The 21,645-nt window shown below is 61.8% G+C and carries 20 protein-coding genes; 14 read left to right on the top strand and 6 right to left on the bottom strand.

Annotation, left to right across the window (positions count from 1 at the left end; translation table 11 throughout):
• The first annotated feature begins 326 nt into the window (after window positions 1-326).
• Window positions 327-716, top strand: a complete 390-nt coding sequence (locus BSG19_RS04170) for a response regulator (protein WP_280142385.1) — start codon at window positions 327-329, stop codon at window positions 714-716.
• On the opposite strand, the gene BSG19_RS04165 is transcribed toward BSG19_RS04170, so the two are convergent.
• The gene (locus tag BSG19_RS04165; protein ID WP_092985069.1) at window positions 700-1,728 is read right to left on the bottom strand and encodes a DUF2793 domain-containing protein; all 1,029 of its coding nucleotides are present in this window, start codon (window positions 1,726-1,728) and stop codon (window positions 700-702) included. The genes BSG19_RS04170 and BSG19_RS04165 overlap by 17 nt on opposite strands.
• 162 nt (window positions 1,729-1,890) lie before the next feature.
• Window positions 1,891-2,667 carry a 3'(2'),5'-bisphosphate nucleotidase CysQ gene (gene cysQ, locus BSG19_RS04160; RefSeq protein ID WP_092985067.1) on the bottom strand — a complete coding sequence of 259 codons (777 nt, stop codon included), beginning with the start codon at window positions 2,665-2,667 and terminating at the stop codon, window positions 1,891-1,893.
• A gap of 472 nt (window positions 2,668-3,139) precedes the next feature.
• Between cysQ and BSG19_RS04155 the strand changes: the two genes are divergently transcribed.
• From BSG19_RS04155 to BSG19_RS04130, 6 genes are all read left to right on the top strand, one after another.
• Window positions 3,140-4,042, top strand: coding sequence for a branched-chain amino acid ABC transporter permease (locus BSG19_RS04155; protein ID WP_092985065.1), 903 nt, complete (start codon window positions 3,140-3,142; stop codon window positions 4,040-4,042).
• Window positions 4,043-4,046: 4 nt separating this feature from the next.
• On the top strand, window positions 4,047-5,453 hold the full coding sequence (livM, locus tag BSG19_RS04150) for a high-affinity branched-chain amino acid ABC transporter permease LivM (protein WP_092985063.1): 1,407 nt from the start codon (window positions 4,047-4,049) through the stop codon (window positions 5,451-5,453).
• Window positions 5,453-6,361, top strand: coding sequence for an ABC transporter ATP-binding protein (locus BSG19_RS04145; RefSeq protein ID WP_092985061.1), 909 nt, complete (start codon window positions 5,453-5,455; stop codon window positions 6,359-6,361). The genes livM and BSG19_RS04145 overlap by 1 nt, the downstream gene beginning before the upstream one ends.
• Window positions 6,358-7,080 (top strand): ABC transporter ATP-binding protein, encoded by a 723-nt coding sequence (locus tag BSG19_RS04140; protein ID WP_092985059.1) that lies wholly within the window; start codon window positions 6,358-6,360, stop codon window positions 7,078-7,080. The genes BSG19_RS04145 and BSG19_RS04140 overlap by 4 nt, the downstream gene beginning before the upstream one ends.
• 39 nt (window positions 7,081-7,119) lie before the next feature.
• Window positions 7,120-7,464, top strand: coding sequence for a DUF6867 family protein (locus BSG19_RS04135; protein WP_092985057.1), 345 nt, complete (start codon window positions 7,120-7,122; stop codon window positions 7,462-7,464).
• A 112-nt stretch (window positions 7,465-7,576) separates the two neighbouring features.
• Window positions 7,577-8,695 carry a branched-chain amino acid ABC transporter substrate-binding protein gene (locus tag BSG19_RS04130; RefSeq protein WP_092985055.1) on the top strand — a complete coding sequence of 373 codons (1,119 nt, stop codon included), beginning with the start codon at window positions 7,577-7,579 and terminating at the stop codon, window positions 8,693-8,695.
• On the opposite strand, the gene BSG19_RS26255 is transcribed toward BSG19_RS04130, so the two are convergent.
• Window positions 8,677-9,255: a hypothetical protein gene (locus BSG19_RS26255; protein ID WP_210185377.1), complete on the bottom strand. Its 579-nt coding sequence runs from the start codon at window positions 9,253-9,255 to the stop codon at window positions 8,677-8,679. The genes BSG19_RS04130 and BSG19_RS26255 overlap by 19 nt on opposite strands.
• On the opposite strand from BSG19_RS26255, the gene BSG19_RS04125 reads away from it, so the two are divergent.
• On the top strand, window positions 9,254-9,751 hold the full coding sequence (locus BSG19_RS04125; protein ID WP_244529080.1) for a transposase: 498 nt from the start codon (window positions 9,254-9,256) through the stop codon (window positions 9,749-9,751). The two genes, BSG19_RS26255 and BSG19_RS04125, sit on opposite strands and share 2 nt — an antisense overlap.
• On the opposite strand, the gene BSG19_RS04120 is transcribed toward BSG19_RS04125, so the two are convergent.
• From BSG19_RS04120 to BSG19_RS04110, 3 genes are read right to left on the bottom strand one after another with little or no spacing between them, the layout of a single operon-like run.
• Complete coding sequence (locus tag BSG19_RS04120; RefSeq protein ID WP_092985054.1) at window positions 9,714-10,100, bottom strand: GNAT family N-acetyltransferase; 387 nt, start codon at window positions 10,098-10,100, stop codon at window positions 9,714-9,716. The two genes, BSG19_RS04125 and BSG19_RS04120, sit on opposite strands and share 38 nt — an antisense overlap.
• A 31-nt stretch (window positions 10,101-10,131) precedes the next feature.
• A complete protein-coding gene (locus BSG19_RS04115; protein ID WP_092985052.1) occupies window positions 10,132-11,046 on the bottom strand; it encodes a response regulator transcription factor in 915 nt (304 codons plus the stop codon).
• Window positions 11,043-14,438: a hybrid sensor histidine kinase/response regulator gene (locus BSG19_RS04110; protein WP_092985050.1), complete on the bottom strand. Its 3,396-nt coding sequence runs from the start codon at window positions 14,436-14,438 to the stop codon at window positions 11,043-11,045. Before BSG19_RS04110 ends, BSG19_RS04115 begins: the two co-directional genes overlap by 4 nt.
• 260 nt (window positions 14,439-14,698) lie before the next feature.
• Here BSG19_RS04110 and urtA point away from each other — a divergent pair, with 260 nt between their 5' ends.
• The 6 genes from urtA (at window position 14,699) to BSG19_RS04080 (ending at window position 21,628) form a co-directional block, all read left to right on the top strand.
• Window positions 14,699-15,988: an urea ABC transporter substrate-binding protein gene (urtA, locus tag BSG19_RS04105; RefSeq protein WP_092985048.1), complete on the top strand. Its 1,290-nt coding sequence runs from the start codon at window positions 14,699-14,701 to the stop codon at window positions 15,986-15,988.
• Between the two features lie 345 nt (window positions 15,989-16,333).
• The gene (gene urtB / locus BSG19_RS04100) at window positions 16,334-17,941 is read left to right on the top strand and encodes an urea ABC transporter permease subunit UrtB (protein ID WP_092985046.1); all 1,608 of its coding nucleotides are present in this window, start codon (window positions 16,334-16,336) and stop codon (window positions 17,939-17,941) included.
• A complete protein-coding gene (gene urtC, locus BSG19_RS04095) occupies window positions 17,941-19,119 on the top strand; it encodes an urea ABC transporter permease subunit UrtC (RefSeq protein ID WP_092985044.1) in 1,179 nt (392 codons plus the stop codon). Before urtB ends, urtC begins: the two co-directional genes overlap by 1 nt.
• Window positions 19,120-19,124: 5 nt before the next feature.
• On the top strand, window positions 19,125-19,877 hold the full coding sequence (urtD, locus tag BSG19_RS04090) for an urea ABC transporter ATP-binding protein UrtD (RefSeq protein ID WP_092985042.1): 753 nt from the start codon (window positions 19,125-19,127) through the stop codon (window positions 19,875-19,877).
• Window positions 19,878-20,054: 177 nt separating this feature from the next.
• Entirely contained in the window at window positions 20,055-20,750 is a 696-nt protein-coding gene (urtE, locus tag BSG19_RS04085; RefSeq protein WP_092985040.1) for an urea ABC transporter ATP-binding subunit UrtE, read from the top strand.
• A gap of 11 nt (window positions 20,751-20,761) precedes the next feature.
• Entirely contained in the window at window positions 20,762-21,628 is an 867-nt protein-coding gene (locus BSG19_RS04080; protein ID WP_244529079.1) for an urease accessory protein UreD, read from the top strand.
• Window positions 21,629-21,645 lie beyond the last annotated feature (17 nt).

The raw sequence follows: 21,645 nt of genomic DNA, 5'->3' as shown, positions 1-21,645 counted from the left end.
ATCCTCCCATTATTCCCCGACGACAGAATGCGCCTGAAGGGTTAAAAGTTCCAGTCCGGCATAAGGGATTTCGAAAACACTGGAAGGCTTCTGCGGCTCTATACGAGGCAACGGGGGTAACCTCTTAACGGTAAAGCATCGCGCTCCCCGTTACCTGCGGGCAGTCTTCCATATGTCTTATTTTAATGTGAGCTGGCGCTTTAGGCACTAGTGTTGAATTCGGGGACGTCGAATCATATTTGTGGGCTGGGCAACCCGAACAGCCTCTCAACGAATGGATCTTGGTGCTGCGTTTGGAAACACTATCGTCAATCAAACGCGTCCTCGTGTTGGAAGACAATTTCATCATTGCGATGGAAGCAGAAGATATTCTGCGGACGCTTGGCGTCGAGGCCGTCGATATCGCCACCAATGTTGCACAGGCCAAGCAGTTCGTGGAGGAGCACGCGTTCGATTTCGCGCTCCTTGACGTCAATCTCGGTAGCGAGACGAGCTTCGATTTCGCCAACATCCTCGTCTCTCGCGATACGCCGTTCGGTTTCGTCAGCGGTTATGGCGAAAGCGCAATGTTTCCCGGCAGTCATCGTGACCGGCCGCGCATCACCAAGCCGTTCAACGAGACGTCGATGAGCCAGCTGCTGGCCTCCGTATCGGGCTCGGCGGATGCCGGAGAGACACCCGCCGAAGCTGAAGCCCCTTCTACAGCATCGCGATAAGCACGTCCGTCCGGTCTTCGCCAAAGGTGATGGTGGCGCTTCCCGTATGCGCCAATGTCAAAGTATCTCCGGCCGTCAGGGCTGCGAGACCGGTCGCCGATGCGTCATGACGAGGTGAGGGGCCGGAAAACGCACGTAGCGTCACGATCGTCTGCGTTCCCGACCGCACCGCAAGCGCGAAGGCGCCGATCGGCTCGACCTCAGCTTTGAGGGTGACGAGATAGAGTCCGGTTGCCGGCACGACGAGATTCTTGCCTCCGCCGGGAACGTCCGTCCCGAGCGCGAACCCGCCCTGCGACACCGGCATCGTCGCAAACCCGCTTTCACTGCCGTCCGCCGGAGTTGCCGTGCCCGCCGCCGTGCTTGCGCGAACGACGGGTCGGTGCGGCAGGTGAACACGGCCAGCCGAATCGATGCTCAAGGCTTCCTGCCAGACCGCGCCGTCCGGGCTGGTCTTGATCGCAAATCTATCCGTTCCGTTCAGACCCATTTCCGCACGTCCCGACCAGCCACTCTGGAAGAGGAGGCTGGCGGTGTCGCCGGGGGAAGCCTTGTTGATCTTCAGCTGATGGCCGTGCCCGGCATGGCTGAGCAACGTTGCATCCGCCGACACCGCGAGCCGGTTCACCTCGTCGGCAGTCGCGTTGACGCCCAGCCGCTCGATCCCCGCAACAGCGTCGTAGGGGCGAAACGCCGTGCCGTCGTGGATGTAAAGGCGGCCATCGCTTGCGAAGACGGCGCGCCAGCCGGGACGGGGGGTGACGAAGGTCCAGGTGCCATCCTGCCATATTGCAAGCTTTCCGGCCTTACCCGTCCATTCGTCCGTGGGCGACGGCGCAATCTCGAAGCATGCGCCTTCGCCTGGATTTGCAGGTGGATCGGCCAGATGCGCCGCGATCACGAGTTGCGTCACGGCATCCAGCCGCTGCAGAGCCTCGTTGTGCGTCACATGCTTCTGCGCCTGCGACGGCAGGATAAAGGGCATTTCGAGGTTCGGGGTTATCTCGCTCATCGGCATCTCCTGTCGGGGGTGCCGGCAGTGTGCGCGCCGTCTGGAGAGCGGGGAGCCGCAGGGGGGTGCGGCACTGTTTCTACGAGATTTTTTCCGTTTTCATTCCCCGTGCCGTCACGTCATGAGCGGTGAGAGACGTCACGTGGCAGGACGCCCTATGGCTCAGGCCCGGCCGCGGGAAACGAAATGCGGATTGGCGAAGTCAACGTCATAGATCTGGTTGCGCTTGCCGTAGAAGAGAGGATTGCCATCCATCGTCACGGTTTCCCCGCCGGCAGCGCGCAGTACGGCATCGCCGGCTGCCGTATCCCATTCCATCGTGCGGCTGAGGCGCGGATAGATATCGGCGAGACCTTCGGCGAGAAGGCAGAATTTCAAAGAAGAGCCGACCGACTCGTAATCGGTGACGCCATGTTCCGCGAGATAGGCGATCGTCTCCGCGCTGTTGTGCGAGCGGCTGGCGAGCGCGACGATCCGGTCGCCGCGCTGGCGACAGCCGATGACGGTGGGGACACCGATATCCGTCTGGCCGGACACGACGGATTTGCGGGCCCTGTTGCGCTCCGCGGCATAGAGGATGCCGAGCGCCGGCGCATAGACGACGCCGAGCGTTGGAGTACCCCGTTCGATCAGCGCGATGTTGACCGTGAAATCATGGTTTCGGCCGACGAATTCTTTCGTTCCATCCAGCGGATCGACGAGGAAAAAGTTGCGGCCATCGATATCGGGAATGCGGCCTGCCGAAGCGGCTTCCTCCGCAACCACGGGAATGCCGGGAAAAGCACCCTGAAGATGTCGCAGGATGATGCGCTCCGCGCTCTCGTCCGCATCCGTGACCGGAGACGCATCCTCCTTATAGCGGACTTCCGCAACCACATTATAGACGTCGATGATCGCCCGCCCGGCCTCTATCGCCGCCCTCTCCAACACGTCCAACATCGCGCCTGCCGCGCTCCTTTTCGGCCTTGCGGTGGCCTGCGTCCCGGCGCCTACCGCGTTGTCGCCACAACCATACAGGGTTCTGCCTCATTCGTCAGGCAAATCCCTGTGACCGTGCGTTACAATTCGTGGTGTCATGGACGGATGATGTAAGGGCTGTCTTACCGTCGCGTCACGCGCGGGGCACGTTTGCCAAGCAAATACAGGCCGATATCGGCATGGCCCGCTGGCCGAAAGATCTTGGCGATATGCTGATATGCTTAAAATGTAAGCGGCATCTGCTTTCCTCCCGGCGGATTGCCGAGGAAACCGCCAAAAATTTTCCCGACGGAAAAGAATCTGTTGGGTGCCTCCTTTTTGTGCTTTTCTTTTCGAGCGAAAACAGTATGGAATCCCCGCAAACGTCGGGTCCTAAAAGGACTGCAGAACAAGAGGCCGGACCCGACAAGGGATCTGGTCCAGGGGAAAATAGATGGTGTATTTCGTCCAGCAGCTCGTCAACGGGCTGACTCTCGGATCTATCTACGGCATGATCGCCATCGGTTATACGATGGTCTACGGCATTATCGGCATGATCAACTTCGCCCATGGCGACATCTTCATGCTGGGCAGTTTTGCGGCCCTCATCGTCTTCCTGCTTCTCACATCTCTCTTTGCCGGCATTCCTGTCGTCCTCGCCCTTCTGGTGATGATGATCGTGGCCATGCTGCTGGCGGGTCTGTGGAACTGGACGATCGAGCGGATCGCCTACCGGCCGTTGCGCGGGTCCTTCCGGCTTGCGCCGCTGATCACCGCCATCGGCATGTCGATCGCGCTGTCCAACTTCATCCAGGTCGTGCAGGGTCCGCGTAACAAGCCGATCCCGCCGCTGGTAAACTCCAACTTCCAGGTGCTCGGCATCTCGATCTCGCTGAAGCAGATCGTGATCATCGTCGTCACCGCCGTGCTGCTCACGATCTTCTGGTACATCGTCAACAAGACGCCGCTCGGCCGCGCCCAGCGGGCCACCGAGCAGGACCGCAAGATGGCGGCGCTGCTCGGCATCGACGTGGACCGCACGATCTCCATCACCTTCATCATGGGCGCCGCGCTCGCTGCCGTCGCCGGCACGATGTATCTGATGTATTATGGTGTTTCCGTCTTCACAGACGGCTTCATTCCCGGCGTGAAGGCCTTTACGGCAGCCGTTCTCGGGGGCATCGGCTCTCTGCCGGGCGCCGTTCTCGGGGGCATCCTCATCGGCCTCATCGAAAGCCTCTGGTCTGCCTATTTCTCCATCGCCTACAAGGACGTCGCAACCTTCGTCATCCTCGCGGTCGTTCTGATTTTCAAGCCGACCGGCATTCTCGGCCGGCCCGAAGTGGAGAAGGTATAAGTCCATGGCGAACATTTCCTCTCCCTCTGTTGCCGATCCCCACGAAGAGCCAAGCCTCATGGCGCGCGCCTTCAAGGAAGCCTTCTTCGCGGGCCTCGTCTCGCTCGGCCTCTTCTGCCTGTTCGTGGGTGTGGAGACCTACCAGAACATCAACAACGAGCTCGTCTGGCGTATGCGCTGGGGCCTGCTTGCCGTGTTCGTCGGTGTCGCCGCCGTCGGTCGCTTCCTCAACGTCGCCTTCATCCGGCCGGCGCTGGACAAGCGCAAGCTCGCGAAGGCTAAGAGCGGCATTCTCGACGTTTCCGAGGACAAGGGCTTCTTTCACCGCCACTTCCTGAAGATCGCGTTGATCGCGCTGCTGATCTATCCGCCGGTGTCGGTCATGCTGCGCGGCGTCCAGGGTTCCCTGCTGCTGGTCGACAATTTCGGCATCCAGATCCTGATCTACGTCATGCTGGCTTGGGGTCTGAACATCGTGGTCGGCCTCGCAGGCCTGCTCGATCTCGGCTACGTCGCCTTCTATGCTGTCGGCGCCTATTCCTACGCGCTTCTGTCGACGCATTTCGGCCTGTCCTTCTGGGTGCTTCTGCCGCTCGCCGGTATTTTTGCAGCGCTCTGGGGCATTATCCTCGGCTTCCCCGTCTTGCGGCTTCGGGGCGACTATCTCGCCATCGTGACGCTCGCCTTCGGCGAAATCATCCGTCTCGTCCTGATCAACTGGACGGAAGTCACCAAGGGCACCTTCGGGATCTCGGGTATCGCAAAGGCATCGATCTTCGGCATCTGGTCGTTCGATGTCGGTTCGCCGTCGAATTTCGCCAAGGCCTTTGGCCTGCCGATGTCCTCTGCCTACTACAAGATCTTCCTGTTCTACGTGATCCTGCTTCTTTGCATGCTCACGGCCTATGTCACCATCCGGCTGCGCCGCATGCCGATCGGTCGTGCCTGGGAAGCGTTGCGTGAAGACGAGATCGCCTGCCGCTCGCTCGGCATCAACACGGTCACGACCAAGCTCACAGCCTTTGCCACGGGCGCCATGTTCGGCGGTTTCGCCGGCTCGTTCTTCGCAGCCCGTCAGGGCTTCGTTTCGCCGGAGAGCTTCGTGTTCATCGAGTCCGCCGTCATCCTCGCCATCGTCGTTCTCGGCGGCATGGGTTCGCTGACCGGCATCGCGATTGCAGCCGTGGTCATGGTCGGCGGCACCGAGCTGCTGCGCGAAATGAACTTCCTCAAGGTCGTCTTCGGCCCTGAATTCACCCCGGAACTCTACCGCATGCTCATCTTCGGTCTCGCCATGGTGGTCGTGATGCTGTTCAAGCCGCGTGGCTTCGTCGGTTCCCGCGCACCGTCAGCCTTCCTCCACAAAGCCAAGAACGTGTCGGGAAGCTTTACCAAGGAAGGGCACGGCTGATGGTTACGGGAACGGCGACGACAATGTCCAAGGATCCAATCCTCAAGGTCGAACATCTCTCCATGCGCTTCGGCGGCCTGATGGCCATCAACGACTTCTCGTTCGAAGCCACGCGCGGCGAGATCACCGCCCTTATCGGCCCGAACGGGGCCGGCAAGACCACCGTGTTCAACTGCATCACCGGCTTCTACAAGCCGACGATGGGCATGATCACGATGCGGCAGAAGGGCGGCAAGGAGTTCCTGCTGGAGCGCCTGCCGGACTTCGAGATCACCAAGCGGGCAAAGGTCGCCCGTACCTTCCAGAACATTCGCCTGTTCTCGGGTCTGACGGTGCTGGAAAACCTGCTGGTCGCCCAGCACAATGCGCTGATGCGGGCTTCGGGCTACACCATTCTCGGCCTCTTCGGCTTCCCGGCCTACAAGAAGGCGTCGCTGGCCAGTATCGAGCTTGCGAAATACTGGCTCGACAAGGCATCGCTGACCGACCGTGCCGATGATCCGGCCGGCGATCTTCCCTATGGTGCCCAGCGCCGGCTGGAAATCGCGCGCGCCATGTGCACGCAGCCGGAGCTTCTCTGCCTGGACGAGCCCGCCGCCGGTCTCAACCCGCGTGAGTCGCTGGCGCTCAACACGCTGCTGCGCGATATCCGTACCGACACCGGCACATCGATCCTGCTGATTGAACACGACATGTCGGTCGTCATGGAGATTTCCGACCACGTCGTCGTGCTGGAATACGGACAGAAGATCTCGGACGGCAATCCGCAATTCGTACAAAACGACCCGAAGGTCATCGCGGCCTATCTCGGCGTCGAGGATGATGAGGTCGACGAGGTGATCGCGGAAGTGGAAGAGGTTGCGGCCACGGTCGGGCATGGTACCGGCAGCACGGGAGAGCGCCCATGAGCCCGCTGCTTCACGTCAAGAACGTCGAGACCTACTACGGCAACATCCGCGCGCTCGGCGGCGTCGATGTCATGGTGGAGCCCGGCGAGATCGTCTGCATGATCGGGGCGAACGGCGCCGGCAAATCGACGCTGATGATGACGATCTGCGGCAGCCCGCAGGCGCGCACCGGCTCGGTCATCTTCGATGGTCAGGACATCACCCGCATGCCGACCCACGAGATCGCCCGGCTGCGCATCGCCCAGTCGCCCGAGGGCCGTCGCATCTTTCCACGCATGACGGTTTACGAAAACCTGCAGATGGGTGCGAGCCTCGATAACCTCAAATATTTCAACGAGGATATCGAGAAGATCTTCACGCTGTTTCCGCGCCTGAAGGAGCGCCAGTCGCAGCGCGGCGGCACGCTGTCGGGTGGCGAGCAGCAGATGCTGTCCATCGGCCGCGCGCTGATGGCCCGCCCGAAGCTTCTCCTTCTCGACGAACCGTCGCTCGGTCTCGCACCGCTGATCGTCAAGGGCATCTTCGCGGCAATCAAGAAGCTGAACGAGGAGGAAGGCTTGACCGTGTTCCTCGTCGAGCAGAACGCGTTCGCCGCACTCAAGCTGTCGCATCGCGGCTACGTCATGGTGAACGGACAGGTGACGATGAGCGGCGGCGGCCGGGAGTTGCTGGCCAATCCGGAAGTGCGCGCCGCCTATCTCGAAGGCGGGCACCATTGAGCGCCGCTTCCTTCATCCCTTCCATCGGGAGTTTCTGACATGCAGGGCATTCTTCACGAAGAGCCTTCGATCCTTCAGTTCATGCTGATCACCTGCGTGCTCGGCGGCTGGACCGCCTGGCGCACAGGCAAGAGCGTCGCGGACGGTTGGCAGACCTATACGACCGTCGTGGTCTACACCATGTTGCTCGGTCTCGGCATCCGTTTCGTGCATCACGCACTGTTCAACGGCACGATGTTCAGCCTGCACTACTACGTCGTGGACACGATCATTCTTTTGCTGTTTTCTACCGCTGGCTTCCGTTTCTACCGGACACGCCAAATGGTCAGCAGCTACTACTGGCTTTACGAGAAGGCATCGCCCTTCTCGTGGAAGAATAAATAAAAAGGGAACAGCCGCAGGCGCATCGCCTCGGCCACAACGAACACCGGCGCAGTCAGAGTGGGAACTGCGTTGGCTATGGCAACAGACCCGCTTGAAAATTGGGAGTTACAGGATGAAGAAGTCACTTTTGTCGGCTGTTGCGCTGACGGCGATGGTCGCGTTCAGCGGCCAGGCCTGGGCAGACATCACGATCGCTGTTGCCGGTCCGCTGACCGGCCCGAACGCCGCGTTCGGCGCACAGCTCCAGAAGGGTGCCGAGCAGGCAGCTGCTGACATCAATGCTGCCGGCGGCATCAACGGCGAGCAGATCAAGATCGTTCTCGGCGACGACGTGTCCGACCCGAAGCAGGGCATTTCGGTTGCCAACAAGTTCGTCGCTGACGGCGTGAAATACGTCATCGGTCACTTCAACTCGGGCGTTTCGATCCCCGCGTCGGAAGTATACGCAGAAAACGGCATCCTCGAAATCACGCCGGCTGCAACCAACCCGGTCTTCACCGAGCGCGGCCTGTGGAACACGTTCCGCACCTGCGGTCGTGACGACCAGCAGGGCGGCGTTGCCGGCGCCTACCTCGCTGAAAAGTTCAAGGACGCCAAGGTCGCCGTCATTCATGACAAGACGCCTTACGGCCAGGGTCTTGCCGACGAAACCAAGAAGGCGATGAACGCTGCCGGCATGACGGAAGTCATGTACGAAGGCGTCAACACCGGCGACAAGGACTTCTCGGCCCTCATCGCAAAGATGAAGGAAGCCGGCGTTTCCGTCATCTACTGGGGTGGTCTCCACACGGAAGCCGGCCTGATCATCCGCCAGTCGGCAGACCAGGGCCTCAAGGCAACACTCGTTTCGGGCGACGGTATCGTCTCCAACGAATTGGCCTCGATCGCTGGCGATGCCGTTGCCGGCACGCTCAACACCTTCGGCCCCGATCCGACGCTCCGCCCGGAGAACAAGGAACTGGTCGAGAAGTTCAAGACCGCCGGCTTCAACCCGGAAGCCTACACGCTCTACTCCTATGCCGCTCTGCAGACGATCGCAGAAGCTGCGAAGGCCGCCGGCTCGATCGATCCTGAAACCGTTGCCACCGCGATGAAGGAAAAGGGTCCGTTCAAGACCGTTCTCGGCGACATGTCCTTCGACGAAAAGGGCGACCCGAAGCTTCCCGGCTACGTCATGTACGAGTGGAAGAAGGGCCCGGACGGCAAGTACAGCTACTTCCCGCAGATGTAAGACATAACGGCTTCGGCCGTCATGTTCGAGACGAGGAGAGCCCGGCCCTGTGCCGGGCTTTTCCGTTTTAGAGCATTTCCAGCCGAAGCGGGATCGCTTCGGCGTCGGACAATGCGGAGAAAACAAGAGGATAAAGCATTTCCGGTGAACCCGTGTTCACCGGAAATGCTTGTCTTATGATTTCCGTGCTTCTTCGTGAGATAAAGAAGCGCCGGAGAGGACGGCCATTCTCTTCCGGCGATGGGGGACGGATCGTGAAATGCGAGGCCGCCATTCTGACGAATACCGGGCCGAGTTAGAGTTTGATCGTCCCCATCTTTTCCAATCGTCCTGAACGGATACCCGAGTTTCAAGGCTCGGATGACAAGCATGGGAGATGAGAAAAGATGACGGATATTACCATCGGCGCAGACATCTCGAAAGACCATATCGATCTGCACAGCCTGCCGGACGGAAGAACCTTGAAGGTTGCCAATGACCGCAAGGGTTTTGCCGCCATTGTCCGATGGATCGGCGCACAGGATCGAGCGCCAGATGAAGGCTGTGGACGAGGCCATCATGGCGCTGATCCGTGCAGATGTTTCCCTCAAAGTCAGGTTCGATATCCTCGTTTCGATTCCTGGCGTCTCGCAGATCACAGCCTTCACGCTCCTCATCGAGATGCCCGAACTGGGCGAACTGGATGAGAAGGCTGCAGCCGCATTATGCGGACTAGCTCCCATAAGCCGCCAGTCAGGACGATGGACCGGACGCGCTTTCATTGCTGGCGGAAGGCCCATCGTCCGCCATGCGCTCTATATGCCAGCCCTTGTCGCATGCCGCTTCAACCCGGACCTCAAGACGAAGTACGAAGACCTCGTTAAAGCCGGAAAGCCACCGAAAGTCGCCATAACAGCCGTCATGCGAAAGCTCATTGTCCTCGCAAATGCCTTACTGCGGAAAAATCGAAATGGGCACCAAAACTCGCTTGATCAAAACGGATACTCTAGAGGGTATGGCGGCTCGGACTGTGTTTCGTTCAAGACAGTCGGACGATACCGGCAGATGTCGGCGTGAAGCCGCATGCGCTGTAGAAGGACGTCAGGTGCGGTTCGAAATCGACGTGAAGCCACTGTGCGCCTCTCCCGGACGCAAGGTCTCGCGCTGTCGTGACCATGCGTCGTGCTATGCCTCGGCGCTGAAGCCGCGGGTGGACGCAGGTGTCGAGCAGGAAGGCGTGGATACCGCCATCCCATGCTATGTTGACGAAGCCGACAAGTTCCTCACTATCGTAAGCGCAGACGTGCGCGAGGCTGCGCTGGAGCACGTTCGAGAAATCCCGCGTTGGGCTTTCGTTCCATGCTGCGATCCACAATGCCGCGATCTCGTCCTGGGAGGGGAAGGCATCGATCTGAAGCGTCACCATAGCTGTCTCCTTCACGGCGGAGTGAGGGACCTTACGACGTGATCAACGCATTCGTCGCCTTCACCGCAGCCGATGCCCGGTTCTCGACGCCCAGCTTTACATAGATCTGCTCAAGGTGCTTGTTGACGGTGCGGGCGGAGAGGCCGAGGATTTCGGCGATGTCGCGATTGGATTTGCCCTTTGCGATCCAGACGAGGACTTCGGCCTCGCGCATTGTCAGCGAGAAATGCCGGCGGAGGGCTTCCTCATCTGTGGTCTGGCTGACGGCGGTCAGGCGGAACAGGTATTCGTCGCTGCCGATGGTGCCGAGAAAGGCGAGTTGGAGCACTGGCACGCCAGCGCTTTCGATGACGAGGGGTGCGTCCCTGCCACTGGTGCGGTCGCGCAGGAAAATGGCGATCTGGTCGGAGACGGCATCGAGCCCGTTCTCCGAGCCGATCGCGGCCTCGATCAATCGGGTCGCCTGCGGCGTGGACCAGTGCAGCGCGCCATCGCCACGCACCGCAAGCAGATGCCGGCCGGTAGCATCCAGCGCGACCCGGGCGCTTTGGGTGGAGCGGGCGTTGCCAAGGTGGACGCGGATGCGCGCGCGCAGTTCATCGATATTGATCGGTTTTGAGAGGTAGTCCACCCCGCCGGATTCGAGCGCGTGGACGATGTGCTCCGTCTCGGTCAACCCGGTCATGAAGATCACGGGCACGGGGGCGATGTCGGCAAGGGCCTTGAGCCGCCGGCAAGTGTCGAAACCGTCCATATCCGGCATGACGGCGTCCATGAGCACGATGTCCGGCGTGATCTTGTCGACCACCTTCAATGCGGCCGGGCCGGATGTGGCGATCAGGACCGAAAAGCCGGATTGCTCCAGCGCGTCGGTGAGGAAGCCGAGGGTTTCCGGGCTGTCATCGACGATCAGGACGATGTCGCGGGGGCGGGGGGCGTCACTCACCGGTGGTCTCCTTCGGGCGGCGGATCGCTTCGCACGGCGGCGGTTTCGAGGAAGGTGGCGTAGCCTGCCATGTCGAATGCCTGCACGTAGGCGCGGGCCGCGTCGGCAAAGGGCTGGTAGGCGGCGTCGCGCGCAAGCTCGGTAAGTTTTGCCTCGATGCCCCTGATATAGCCGATTTCGCCGAGCCGGATCAGTTCCTCGATATGCGATGCGTCGGGGACAAGGACGGGCCGGGGTGCTGCGGGCTCGGCCGGCTGTGCGGGGTCGTCATGCGTCCACTCAAGGCCGAGATTGACGGCAATCTTGTCCCTAAGCTGCCGGATGACGAAAGGCTTGGCGAGCGTATCGTTGTGGCCGGTGTGCTGGCTGGCCAGACTGCCGTCCCCTATGTTGGCCGACAGCATGATGATGGGCGCGGTCTGCCCGTGCTCGCGCAGGCGCGAGACCAGCTGCCAGCCGCTCATGCCGGGCATGGAGATATCGACCAGAAAGAGATCGGGCTCGATGCCCTCGATGAGCGTCAGGCACTCGGCGCCGCCGATGGCTGTGAGAACGACGAAGTCGAGCGGGATCAGTACCTCGCGCATGAGTTCGCGGTGATCCTCGTTGTCGTCCACGACGACGATGGTGCGGCGCGGACCGGCATAGCCGGTGACGTCTCGCTGTGGTGTGGGAACGGCCGCAGGGCGGGCAACAGCCGACAGCATCAGCCGCACGCGGAAGGTCGAGCCCTTGTCTCGCTCGCTCGTGACCTGAATTTCGCCGCCCAGCGTTTCGGTCAGAAGCCGCGTGATCGTGAGGCCCAAGCCAAGGCCCGGCATGGGGCGGATCGTTTCGGCCTCGCCGCGCTGGAACGGCTCGAAAATGCGGGGGCGGTCGGCCTCGGAGATGCCGCGACCGGTGTCGGTTACGGTAAAGGTCGCAACCTGACTGCGATAAGCCACCTCGAAGCGCACGACGCCGCGATCGGTAAATTTGACGGCGTTGGAAAGAAGATTGACGAGGATCTGGCGCAGGCGCTTCTCGTCTGTGCGGACATGCGTCGGCAGGCCGGGCGCCCTTACATGCTCGAAGGCGAGGCCCTTGGCCTGAGCCTGGGGACGGAACATATCGACGATCTGGTCGAGGAAATCCAGAATATTGATCTCGTTGGAGAAAACCTGCAGCCGACCGGCCTCGATGCGGGAGATATCGAGGAGGCCGTCGATGAGCCCCGAGAGATGGTCGGCGCTGCGCTTGATGACGCGGATGGCCGCCTGCCGGGGGGCGGGGATCGTCTCGTCGCGCTCCAGGATCTGGGCATAGCCCATGACGGCGTTAAGGGGCGTGCGCAGCTCATGGCTGAGGCCGACGACGTAGCGGCTCTTGGCACGGTTGGCGGCTTCGGCCGTCTCCTTGGCATATTGCAGGGCGGCATCCGTCTTCTTGTGGGCGGCTATTTCCTTCAGGAGAAGCGTGTTCTGGCGCGAGGATTCCTCCTCCGCCACGAGACGGCTGTCGTGGGCGAGCACATAGAACCAGCAGACGACGCCGGTGACGACGGTGAACACGAAGAAGACGATGCCGATGGTGCGGTTGATCACCTCGGCGGCGATCGGCGAAGCGGAACCGGTCTGGTAGGCGATCATGGCGAGGATGGCGCCGATGGCGGAAACGGCGATGACGACGGCGGTGGCATAGCGGCCGAGCCGGCTGGCGAGTGCTGCGACGATCCGCTCGGGCAGGAGCTTGCGGGCGACCGCCGCCGTTTGCGCATTGACCCGCGCATGCGGCTTGCAGATGTCGTGGCAGCGGCTGTCCAGCGAGCAGCAGAGCGAACAGATCGGCGCGGCATAGGCCGGGCAATAGGCCATGTCTTCCGGCTCGAACGGGTGCTGGCAGATGGAGCAGGTTATGGTGGCGCGCATCTTCCAGTGGGCGCGTGGCTTGCGGGCGAGGTAGTAGCGGCCGCGTGTGGCGTAGGCGATAGCAGGCGAGACGAGGAAGGCGATGAGCGTGACATAGGTCGACAGCGATGCCAAGACGGTGCCGAAGAGGCCGAAATGCGCGACAAGCGCAATGCCGGCGGACGTGAACATGGCGCCGAGGCCGACCGGATTGATATCGTAGAGATGGGCGCGCTTGAACTCGATGCCATCAGGCGAGAGGCCGAGCGGCTTGTTGATGAAGAGATCGGCCGAGAGCGTGCAGAGCCAGGACATGGCGATGATGGAAAACACGCCGAGGGTGGCTTCGAGCAGCTTGTAGATGCCGAACTCCATGAGGAGCAGGGCGATGGCGACGTTGAACACCAGCCAGACGACCCGGCCGGGATGGCTGTGGGTGAGGCGGGAGAAGAAATTCGACCAGGCGAGCGAGCCCGCATAGGCGTTCATGACGTTGATCTTCAGCTGCGAGACCACGACGAAGGCCGCCATCAGAACGAGCGCCGCCGTTTCGTTGGGGATCATGTAGCCGAAGGCGGCGAGGTACATGCGGGAGGGGTCGGCCGCCTCGCCCGCGGGGACGCCGGTGGAGAGCGTGAGCACCGCAAGGAACGAGCCGGCGAGCAGCTTCGGCACGCCCACCACGACCCAGCCGGGGCCGGCGAGGAAGACGGCGAGACGATGCCGCCACTTCTTCATGCCTTCCGGCGGCAGGAAGCGCAGAAAATCCACCTGCTCGCCGATCTGTGGCATCAGTGCGAGAATGACGGCGGAGGCGGCGCCGAACTCGATCAGATCGAACGGTGCCGCACCGCCGACCTGCGCATTCGAATGGCCGATGCCGGCAAAAGCGCGCCAGAGGTCGAACTTCTCCCAGTCCGAATAGGCGATGAAAAGGAACGGCAGAATGTTGAGCACAATCCAGAAGGGCTGCGTGATCAGCTGGAAGCGGGAGATGAGCTGCACGCCGTAGATGACGAGCGGAATGACGACAACGGCACTGATAATATAGCCGATCCAGAGGGGAATTCCGAAGGCGAGGTTCAGCGCGCCTGTCATGATCGATGCCTCGATGGCAAACAGCATGAAGGTGAAGCTGGCATAGATCAGTGAGGTGATGGTGGAGCCGATATAGCCGAAGCTCGCACCGCGCGTGAGAAGGTCGATATCCACGCCGTGACGGATGGCGTAGCGACTGATCGGCATGCCGATGACGAGCATGGCGATGGCAGCGGCGATGATGGCATAGAACGCATTGGTCGTGCCGTAGGACAGGGTGATCGTGCCGCCGATCGCCTCCAGCGCCAGGAAGGAAATCGCGCCGATGGCGGTTTGCGAGATACGGCTTGCCGAAAAGCGCCGGGCGCTCTTGGCGGTGAACCGCAGGGCATAATCCTCCAGCGTCTGGTCTGCGACCCAGCGATTGTACTCGCGCCGGACCGGAATGATGCGCTGGCGGGCTGTCATCGTCTGATTGTCATGATGCGGAGGACGATCCTTGTCGGCTGGCGACACTGCGGAGGGCTGAGGTTGCGATGATCTTGAAGGCTCTGCCGGCCCCTGTCCAGACAGACCGCATGTTTCCCGCGGCAACGCACGCTCCGTCTGCGCGTCACACCTACGTCAATTGACGTATGTGCATTGCACGAGGCCTGTCGGATAGTCCCGTTGCGACCCGTTAACACTCTTATAGGGAACGGCGCCAAAGAACGAGAGGGGCTTCTCCGATGTCATTCAAATCCCATATTCTCAGCGCCTTCCTGGCCGGCGCTCTGGCAACCACGGCGTTCTCCGCCGTGAACGCGGCTGACGATACCATCAAGGTCGGCGTCCTGCATTCGCTGTCCGGCACGATGGCCATTTCCGAGACGACGCTGAAAGACGCCATGCTGATGCTCATCGAGGAGCAGAACAAGAAGGGCGGCGTTCTCGGCAAGAAGCTCGAAGCCGTCGTGGTCGATCCCGCGTCGGACTGGCCGCTGTTTGCCGAAAAGGCCCGCGAACTGATCTCGGTGGACAAGGTCGCCGCCGTGTTCGGCTGCTGGACATCCTCGTCGCGCAAGTCGGTCCTGCCGGTGTTCGAAGAGCTGAACTCGATCCTCTTCTACCCTGTCCAGTACGAGGGTGAAGAATCCTCGCGCAACATCTTCTATACGGGTGCAGCACCAAACCAGCAGGCCATTCCGGCCGTCGATTACCTGATGGCGAACGAAGGCGTCGAGCGCTTCGTGCTCGAAGGCACGGACTACGTCTATCCGCGCACGACCAACAAGATCCTGGAGGCGTATCTGATCTCCAAGGGTGTCGCCAAGGAAGACATCATCGTCAACTACACGCCGTTCGGCTTCTCGGACTGGCAGACGGAAGTCGCCAAGATCAAGGAATTCGGTTCGGCCGGCAAGAAGACCGCCGTCGTGTCCACCATCAACGGCGATGCCAACGTCCCGTTCTACAAGGAACTCGGCAACCAGGGCATCAAGGCCACCGATATTCCCGTCGTCGCCTTCTCCGTCGGTGAAGAAGAACTCGCCGGTCTCGACACCAAGCCGCTCGTCGGTCATCTCGCCGCGTGGAACTACTTCCAGTCCGTCGATGCGCCTGCCAATGCCGAGTTCATCAAGCAGTGGCACGCTTATACGAAGAACGACAAGCGCGTGACGAACGACCCGATGGAAGCCGCCTATATCGGGTTCTCCGCCTGGGTGAAGGCCGTTGAGGCTGCCGGCACGACCGATACGGACGCCGTCCTCGATACAATCATCGGCACCTCGGTCCCGAACCTGTCGGGCGGCTACTCCACCGTCATGCCGAACCACCACATCACCAAGCCCGTGCTGATCGGCGAAATCCAGGGTGACGGCCAGTTCGAAATCGTCCAGCAGACCCCCCAGGTGGTTGGCGACGAGTGGTCGGACTTCCTGCCGGACTCGAAGGACCTGATCTCCGATTGGCGCAAGCCGATGTCCTGCGGCAACTTCAACGTTGCAACAGGCAAGTGCGGCGGCAAGGGTTCCTGATCGACCCCCGGGGCCTGTATTTTCTCGGACCGTTTTCATGACGCAAGCCTTTACGGTGCGGCCTTCGGGCCGCTCCGCCACTCTTGATTACAGATGATTTGCGACTGCGTCGTCTCCGTCCGGCCCTCCCGGGCGGAGACGATCTTCTCAAGGGCAGGGACCGTTCGCAGTCGCGGCAGACAGTGATGGCATGGATCATGCATGAGGACCGTATGGCGCGGCGCGCGATGCCTTTCCTGCAATGTCGTACCCGCTTTGGCGCACCGAGACGGTGGTTCCTGCGGAATTCTTGGGCAAACGCGCGTAATCGACCGCCGTCTGCCGCGTGAAGGGGCTTTGAAACATATGCAGCTGACATCGCGCACGCTTCGCATCGTTCTTCTTCTGATCGGTCTGGGTCTCGTCCTTGCAACCGGGGCCCGGGCGCAGGACGCGCTGAAGCCTCTCGTCGATGGGTTGGGCGCAACCGCATTTCCGAAGAAGGTCGAGGCGGTGAAGCAGCTCGCCGCGACTGGCGACCCGAAGGTACCGGAGATCCTCGAAAAGCTCAGCGCCGGTGCGCTCTTTGCCCCCAAGGCAGGCGGCGCCGTCTATCTCGTCGAGGGCGACGTCGTTTCCGACCCGGTCACGGGTGCGCCTGTCGAGGGCGTGGCGGCCGGCGGCCTCCAGAAGATCCGACTGAACAACATGCTGCGCGGCGCCATTGGCGACGCCATGAGCCAGCTGACCCTGCTCAGCCCCGACCGTAATGCCCGGCTCTCTGCCGCGCAGGCCCTGCTTGCCAGCGGCGACTCGGCCAATCTTGCTTTGCTCGATGGGGCGCTCGCCAAGGAAGAGGATGCCGAGGTGAAGGCGGCGATGGAGTCCGCCCGGGCCGTGCTGATCCTGAAGACGGATGCGAGTGCCGAAGACAAGAAAGCAGCCATCGAGAACGTGGCCTCGCGTGGCGATCGCGGCGCGCTGAACATCCTCACCGCTGCTCTCTCCACCGCCCCACCCGAGCTGGTGCCGACGATCCAGAGCCGCATCGACGGCATCACCAGCAGCCTTGCCGTGTGGGATGTCGTGCAGAACGTCTGGTACGGGCTTTCGCTTGGTTCGGTCCTGCTGCTCGCTGCCATCGGTCTTGCCATCACCTTCGGCGTCATGGGCGTGATCAACATGGCGCATGGCGAAATGGTGATGCTGGGTGCCTACACGACCTATGTCGTGCAGCAGACGGTGGCGTCGATCGCGCCGGGGCTCTCCACCTTCTCGCTCGCCTTCGCGGTGCCGATCGCCTTCCTCTTCACCGGGCTGGTGGGCGTCGCCATCGAGCGCGGCATCATCCGCTTCCTCTACGGTCGCCCGCTGGAAACGCTGCTTGCCACCTGGGGCCTGTCGCTGATCCTGCAGCAGACCATCCGCACCATCTTCGGCCCGACCAACCGGCAGGTGGACAATCCGAGCTGGATGTCGGGAACGTTCGACTTCGGCGGGCTCGCCATCACCTGGAACCGCATGTGGATCATCGTCTTCTCGCTGGCGGTGTTCCTGGCGCTGCTGACGCTGCTCAAGCGATCGCGCCTCGGCCTGCAGATGCGCGCCGTCACGCAGAACCGTCGCATGGCGTCATCCATGGGTATCCGCACGCCGATGGTGGACGCGATGACCTTCGGTCTCGGTTCCGGCATCGCCGGCATCGCAGGCGTGGCGCTGAGCCAGATCGACAACGTATCTCCCAATCTCGGACAGAACTACATCATCGACAGCTTCATGGTTGTGGTCTTCGGCGGTGTCGGCAATCTCTGGGGCACCTTTGTCGGCGCCATGACGCTCGGGATCGCCAACAAGTTCCTAGAGCCCTATGCGGGCGCGGTTCTCGGCAAGATTCTGATCCTCGTCCTCATCATCCTGTTCATCCAGCGGCGGCCGCGCGGCCTGTTCGCCCTCAAGGGGAGGTCGATCGAATAATGTTCACGACCCGGCTCATCCACGCTCACGAGAAGAAGGTGCTGGTTCTCGCCGCCCTGATCCTCTTCATCGCCATCGCGGTTCCCGCTTCCAATCTGCTTCTCGATCCGGGCAACCCGCTGCATGTGCCCTCCCATGTCGTGCCGCTGTTCGGAAAATATCTCTGCTACGCGCTGCTCGCGCTCGCGCTCGATCTCGTCTGGGGCTATTGCGGCATTCTCTCGCTCGGCCACGGCGCTTTCTTCGCGCTTGGCGGCTATGCCATGGGCATGTACCTGATGCGCCAGATCGGCGCGCGGGGTGTTTATGCGAATCCGATCCTGCCCGACTTCATGGTCTTCCTGAACTGGAAGGAGCTTCCCTGGTACTGGACAGGCTTCGATCACTTCCCCTTCGCCGCACTGATGGTGCTGCTGGTGCCCGGCGCGCTCGCCTTCGTTTTCGGCTGGCTGGCCTTCCGCTCGCGCGTAACCGGCGTCTACCTCTCCATCATCACGCAGGCGATGACCTACGCGCTGCTGCTCGCCTTCTTCCGCAACGAGATGGGCTTTGGCGGCAATAACGGCCTGACGGACTTCAAGGACATCGTCGGCTTCAACATCCAGGCACCGGAAACGCGTGCGACGCTGTTCGCTATCACCGGTATTGTTCTCGCGTTCGTGCTGCTTCTCTCCTCCGCCATCGTGCAGTCGAAGTACGGCAAGGTGTTGATCGGGGTGCGGGATGCGGAAAGTCGAACGCGGTTCCTCGGCTATCGCGTTGAAAATATGAAGCTCTTCATCTTCACCTTCTCCGCCATGATCGCGGGTGTTGCCGGCGCGCTTTACGTGCCGCAGGTCGGGATCATCAATCCGGGCGAGTTTGCGCCCGCCAACTCCATCGAGGTCGTCATCTGGACGGCGGTCGGCGGGCGGGGCACGCTCATCGGGCCGATCATCGGGGCGGTGCTGGTCAACTTCGGAAAGTCTATCTTCACCGCCGCCTTCCCGGAATTCTGGCTTTTTGCGCTGGGCGCGCTCTTCGTCGCCACCACGCTGTTCCTGCCGAAGGGCATCGTCGGCACAATCCAGCAGGGCTTCGCCTCGCGCCGGGACTACAAAGCCGCCGCCGAAGCCGAGAAGGGCCGTGTCGTCCCGGCTCGCGATGCAGCGAACGTCCAACCTCAGGCCGCGGAGTGAGCGCCATGGACCATAAGATCACCAACAGCCTCCTCTATCTCGACGGCGTTTCCGTTTCCTTCGACGGCTTCAAGGCGCTGAATTCGCTGTCCTTCGTGGTTGCACCCGGCGAACTCCGGGCGATCATCGGTCCGAATGGTGCCGGCAAGACGACGATGATGGACATCATCACCGGCAAGACGCGGCCGGATACCGGCACGGTCTATTTCGACGGGCAGGTCGACCTGACCAAGAAGGACGAGGCCGATATCGCCCAGCTCGGGATCGGCCGGAAATTCCAGAAACCCACGGTTTTCGAGAGCCATACCGTCTGGGACAATATCGAGCTGGCGCTGAACCGCAAACGCGGCGTCTTCGCCACGCTGTTCTACACGCTGACGCCCGCCGACAAGGCGCGGATCGAGGAGATCCTCGAAACCGTGCGCATGACGGCACGGAAGGATCATCTCGCCGGCAGCCTGTCGCACGGGCAGAAGCAGTGGCTGGAGATCGGCATGCTGCTGGCGCAGGAGCCGAAGCTTCTGCTGGTGGACGAGCCCGTGGCCGGCATGACGGACGCGGAGACTTCGGAAACCGCAATCCTGCTCAAGGAAATCGCCAAGACCCGATCGGTCGTGGTGGTCGAGCACGACATGGGCTTCATCCGCGACCTCGGCGTGAAAGTTACCTGCCTTGCCGAGGGATCGGTGCTGGCCGAGGGCTCGATCGACTTTGTGTCGAACGACCCGAAGGTTATCGAAAACTATCTGGGACGGTGAGATCATGCATTACAACGTCTCGATGTTTGCGCTCCAATCGTCGGCTTCCGACGGACCCGGGCGTCACCCTCGCTGCGAAACGCAAGCGTGGCCATCCGGCAGGCCGGAGAGCGCTTTCCTTCCAGCAAGCCCTGCAACCTGCAAGACACCGACCACGCCCACCGAACGAGGCGCCTCATGCTGACTGTCGATAACATCAATCTGCACTACGGCGCGGCGCAGGCGCTGCGTGGCGTCTCCATCACGGCACCCATGGGCAAGATCACCTGCGTGCTTGGCCGCAACGGCGTCGGCAAGACAAGTCTTCTGCGTGCTGTCACCGGTCAACATGCCACAAGTGCCGGCAAGGTGGCCTTCAACGATACGGTCATGAACGGCATGGCGCCCTATAACCGCGCACGCCTCGGCGTCGGTTTCGTGCCACAGGGGCGGGAGGTGTTTCCTCTTCTCACCGTCAAGGAGAACCTTGAGTCCGGCTACGCGCCCGTCGCGCGAAAGGACCGCTTCGTGCCGGAGGAGATCTTCGCGCTGTTCCCCATCCTCAAATCCATGCTGGGCCGTCGCGGCGGCGACCTTTCGGGCGGGCAGCAGCAGCAGCTTGCCATCGGCCGCGCGCTTGTGACGCGCCCGAAAATCCTCGTGCTCGACGAGCCGACGGAGGGCATCCAGCCCTCGATCATCAAGGATATCGGACGGGCGATCCAGTATTTGCGGGATTCCACGGGGATGGCGATTTTGCTTGTGGAACAATACCTTGACTTCTGCCGTGAGCTTGCAGACCATGTCTACATCATGGATCGCGGAGAGATTGTGCATGAAGGCCCGGCCGAAACACTTGATACGCCGGAAGCCAGGCGGCACCTTACGGTTTGATCGCGCACCCCATGTCTGAGGCCATGCCGGAGCCAAGGCCAGAGGGTCTGGCGACAGCGCCGCAACGCGCCTTCGGGCGCGGGCGCCTGGTGGCGAAGTCGGCTGTCGGCCGAACGCGGCTACAGGAGTTCTATCAGGAAGGCTGCGCCAAGCTGCGCCTGCCGACCATGTTCGACGGCAGCATGGAAGCCGTGCTGATCAACAGTTCCGGTGGTCTGACCGGTGGCGACGTGATGGATTGGCGATTCGGTGCCGGCGCGGATACCGAGCTGACGCTGACGACGCAGGCCTGTGAGAAGATCTACAAGGCCAGCGCCGGCACGACGTCGGTCACGACGACCATCACGGCGGAGGCGGGGTCGCGCGTCCACTGGCTGCCGCAGGAGACGATCCTTTTCGACCGGGCCTCGATGACGCGGTCGCTGGATGTCGATCTTGCCACGGATGCCGAGTTTCTGGCCGTCGAGGCCGTCTTGCTTGGGCGTGCGGCCATGGGCGAGCGCATGCGGAACGGTCTTTTTCGCGACCGGTGGCGGATCGTGAAGGGCGGTGCGCTGCTGCATGCGGAGAATATGCGGCTGTCCGGAGACATCGATGCGCTGACGCGGCGCGCTTTCTCGCTGAGCGGCCATGTCGCCTTCGCCACGCTGTTCTTCACGGCGGAGGGGTGCGAGCGGCATCTGAAACCGCTGCGCGCGCTGCTCGACAAGGGTGCGGCCAGCGGGTCGGGCGGCGTCAGCCACGTCGTGGTGGGTGATCAGGAAAAGCTCGTCGCGCGGATCGTGGCAAAGGACGGCTTCGCCTTGCGAAAAATCCTCGTGCCGATGATTTCGCACTTGCGCAGGAGCGCGTCTGTGCCGAAAGTCTGGAGCCTGTAGAGAATGTTGAAGATGAT

It is taken from the genome of Rhizobium sp. NFR03, from assembly GCF_900111275.1.
In the GTDB taxonomy this organism is placed as follows: domain Bacteria; phylum Pseudomonadota; class Alphaproteobacteria; order Rhizobiales; family Rhizobiaceae; genus Ferranicluibacter.
This window is presented reverse-complemented; position numbering and strand designations above follow the sequence as displayed.

Bases quoted from the DNA above. Each gene is read 5' to 3' on its own strand.
- BSG19_RS04165 (WP_092985069.1), bottom strand. From the start codon at position 1,728: ATGAGCGAGATAACCCCGAACCTCGAAATGCCCTTTATCCTGCCGTCG.
- cysQ (WP_092985067.1), bottom strand. From the start codon at position 2,667: ATGTTGGACGTGTTGGAGAGGGCGGCGATAGAGGCCGGGCGGGCGATC.
- BSG19_RS04155 (WP_092985065.1), top strand. From the start codon at position 3,140: ATGGTGTATTTCGTCCAGCAGCTCGTCAACGGGCTGACTCTCGGATCT.
- livM (WP_092985063.1), top strand. From the start codon at position 4,047: ATGGCGAACATTTCCTCTCCCTCTGTTGCCGATCCCCACGAAGAGCCA.
- BSG19_RS04145 (WP_092985061.1), top strand. From the start codon at position 5,453: ATGGTTACGGGAACGGCGACGACAATGTCCAAGGATCCAATCCTCAAG.
- BSG19_RS04140 (WP_092985059.1), top strand. From the start codon at position 6,358: ATGAGCCCGCTGCTTCACGTCAAGAACGTCGAGACCTACTACGGCAAC.
- BSG19_RS04135 (WP_092985057.1), top strand. From the start codon at position 7,120: ATGCAGGGCATTCTTCACGAAGAGCCTTCGATCCTTCAGTTCATGCTG.
- BSG19_RS04130 (WP_092985055.1), top strand. From the start codon at position 7,577: ATGAAGAAGTCACTTTTGTCGGCTGTTGCGCTGACGGCGATGGTCGCG.
- BSG19_RS04125 (WP_244529080.1), top strand. From the start codon at position 9,254: ATGGCGCTGATCCGTGCAGATGTTTCCCTCAAAGTCAGGTTCGATATC.
- BSG19_RS26255 (WP_210185377.1), bottom strand. From the start codon at position 9,255: ATGATGGCCTCGTCCACAGCCTTCATCTGGCGCTCGATCCTGTGCGCC.
- BSG19_RS04120 (WP_092985054.1), bottom strand. From the start codon at position 10,100: ATGGTGACGCTTCAGATCGATGCCTTCCCCTCCCAGGACGAGATCGCG.
- BSG19_RS04110 (WP_092985050.1), bottom strand. From the start codon at position 14,438: ATGACAGCCCGCCAGCGCATCATTCCGGTCCGGCGCGAGTACAATCGC.
- urtA (WP_092985048.1), top strand. From the start codon at position 14,699: ATGTCATTCAAATCCCATATTCTCAGCGCCTTCCTGGCCGGCGCTCTG.
- urtB (WP_092985046.1), top strand. From the start codon at position 16,334: ATGCAGCTGACATCGCGCACGCTTCGCATCGTTCTTCTTCTGATCGGT.
- urtC (WP_092985044.1), top strand. From the start codon at position 17,941: ATGTTCACGACCCGGCTCATCCACGCTCACGAGAAGAAGGTGCTGGTT.
- urtD (WP_092985042.1), top strand. From the start codon at position 19,125: ATGGACCATAAGATCACCAACAGCCTCCTCTATCTCGACGGCGTTTCC.
- urtE (WP_092985040.1), top strand. From the start codon at position 20,055: ATGCTGACTGTCGATAACATCAATCTGCACTACGGCGCGGCGCAGGCG.
- BSG19_RS04080 (WP_244529079.1), top strand. From the start codon at position 20,762: ATGTCTGAGGCCATGCCGGAGCCAAGGCCAGAGGGTCTGGCGACAGCG.